Annotated in this window: 2 protein-coding genes; both read left to right on the top strand. The window is 73.4% G+C overall.

The window, feature by feature from the left end; all coding sequences use genetic code 11:
• Positions 1 to 59 precede the first annotated feature (59 nt).
• Positions 60 to 587 (top strand): hypothetical protein, encoded by a 528-nt coding sequence (locus tag E4099_RS31300; RefSeq protein WP_135342478.1) that lies wholly within the window; start codon positions 60 to 62, stop codon positions 585 to 587.
• Positions 587 to 2,386, top strand: a 1,800-nt coding sequence (locus E4099_RS31305) for a polysaccharide lyase 8 family protein (protein ID WP_135342479.1), incomplete at its 3' end; no start/stop codon positions are given. The genes E4099_RS31300 and E4099_RS31305, both read left to right, overlap by 1 nt.

A 2,386-nucleotide genomic window follows, 5' to 3' on the forward strand; every position in this document is an offset into this window, starting at 1 on the left:
CCGCACCACACCCCCACTTCCCCCGCAGCACGGTCTGCCCCCCAGAAGGGTCCTTCCCCTTGAGGCTTCACCCTATCCGCGCCGTCCTGACCGCACTCGCCCTCGTCCTCGGCGCGCTCTTCGCACCCGCCACCGGCGTCCTCACCTCGGCCGGTGAGGCGCACGCCGCGACCACCGTCACCAAGATCACCCACGCCCAGGCCACCTCGATGTTCCGCGAGGTGGGCATCACCTGGTCCTCCTCCGGCAACTGCTCGGACCGCAACAACTCCACCTGCACCTCCTTCGACCAGCTCAACCTGGCCACCGCCCAGGGCGCGCAGACCCTCAAGCGGGCCACCGGCTGCGCCCTGAACATCACCGGCGGCACCGAGACCGGGCACGCCAGCGGCACCTACAGCCACTGGAACGGCTACAAGCTCGACTACGCCCTCAACAGCTGCGTCAGCAACTACATCACCGGAACCTTCAGCTACATCGGCGTCCGCAGCGACGGCGCCAAGATGTACCAGTCGGGCTCCGGCAACATCTACGCCCTCGAGGGCAACCACTGGGACGTCCTGTACTACAACTGCGGCGGCTGCTGATGGCGCCGGCCTGGCCCCGGCGACGCTTCACGACCACCACCAGCGCACTGGGCCTCGGCCTGGTCCTCGGTGCGAGTCCCGCCGGGCCAGGCCGCCCTCACCCGAACGCCGCCAGGACCGCGGCGGACGACCCCTACCCCGCACTCCGGCTGCGCTGGCGGGACCTCGCCCTGGGCACCGGCTTCGACCCGGCCGCCGAACCCTATGCCGACCGGTTGCGGCAACTCGGCGCGCAGGCCGCCGCACACCGCGCCGCGATGCGCCCCGCCGCCGACTCGCTCTGGCCCGACCAGCCCTACGACCCGCCCACCGGCATCACCCAGAGCTACGCCCGGCTCGCCACCCTGGCCCAGGCCCACGCCCAGCCCGGCACCGGCCTCACCGGCGACTCCGGCCTCGCCGCCGACCTCGCCCGCGGACTGGACCACCTGGACCGCACCGTCTACCACCCCGGCACCACCCCCTACGGCAACTGGTGGGAATGGCAGATCGGCAGCCCCCGGTTGCTGCTGGACACCCTCGCCATCTGCCACGAGCAGCTCCCGGCCGAACTGCGCGAGCGCGCGCTGGCCGCGGTCGACCACTTCGTGCCGGACAGCCTGCTGGGCGACTACACCGGCACCAGCACCGGTGCCAACCGGGTGGACCTGTGCCGGGTGGTGGCCCTGCGCGGCATCCTGGGCGCCGCCCCCGACAAGATCGCACTGGCCCGGGACGCCCTCTCGCCGGTCTTCCCCTATGTGACCGCGGGCGACGGCCTCTACGCCGACGGCTCCTTCGTCCAGCACACCCAGGTGGCCTACACCGGCACCTACGGGCAGGTGCTGCTGGACGGCCTGGCCCGGCTGCTGCACCTGCTCACCGGATCGCCCTGGGAGATCACCGACCCGGCCCGGCGGAACGTCCACGACAGCGTGGAGCGGGCCTTCGCCCCGCTGATCGTGGGCGGCCTGGTGATGGACTGCGTCAGCGGCCGGGCGATCAGCCGCGGCGTCCAGCGCGGTGCCCCCAGCCTGCCCACCCAGAGCGACCACCAGCGCGGCCACCAGATCGTCGCGGCCGTGGCCCTGCTCGGCGAGAGCACCGGCACCACCGCCAGGGAACGTGTCCACGCCCTGGTCAAGAGCTGGATCCAGGCCGACACCCACAGCCCGGTACTCACCGATCCCCGGCTCCCGGTGGCCGAGCTGGCCCGACTGCACGCCATCGCGGCCGGCCCCGTACCCGCCGCGCAACAGCCGGTGGAGCACCGGCTGTTCGCCGCCATGGACCGGGCCGCACACCGCCGACCGGGCTGGTCCGCCGGCCTGGCCATGGCCTCCGACCGGATCGCCCACTACGAGAACGGCAACGGCGAGAACCCGCGCGGCTGGCACACCGGGGCCGGGATGCTCTCCTGGTGGGCCGGACCGGAGACCCTCGGCACCTACAGCGACGCCTTCTGGCCCACCGCCGACCCCTACCGGCTGCCGGGCACCACCGTCTCCGCCAAGCCGCTCGCCGACAACGAGGGCGGTTCCTGGGGCGAACCCAAGCCCGCCGCGCGCTGGGTGGGCGGCACCACCGACGGCGAGTTCGCCGCCGTCGGCCAGGAGGTGCACGGGCTGAGCAGCACCCTGCGGGCCCGCAAGTCCTGGTTCTTCCTGGCCGACGCCGTGGTCTGCCTGGGCGCCGGGATCACCGCCCGGGACGGCACCGGGGTGCACACCACCGTGGACCACCGCAACCTGGGCGCCGGCGGCACCGCCGAACTCACCGTGGACGGGGCCGCCCACCCAGCGCGCGGCGGGCTTGGGTTC

Origin of the sequence: Streptomyces palmae (assembly GCF_004684805.1) — a bacterium.
In the GTDB taxonomy this organism is placed as follows: Bacteria; Actinomycetota; Actinomycetes; order Streptomycetales; family Streptomycetaceae; genus Streptomyces; species Streptomyces palmae.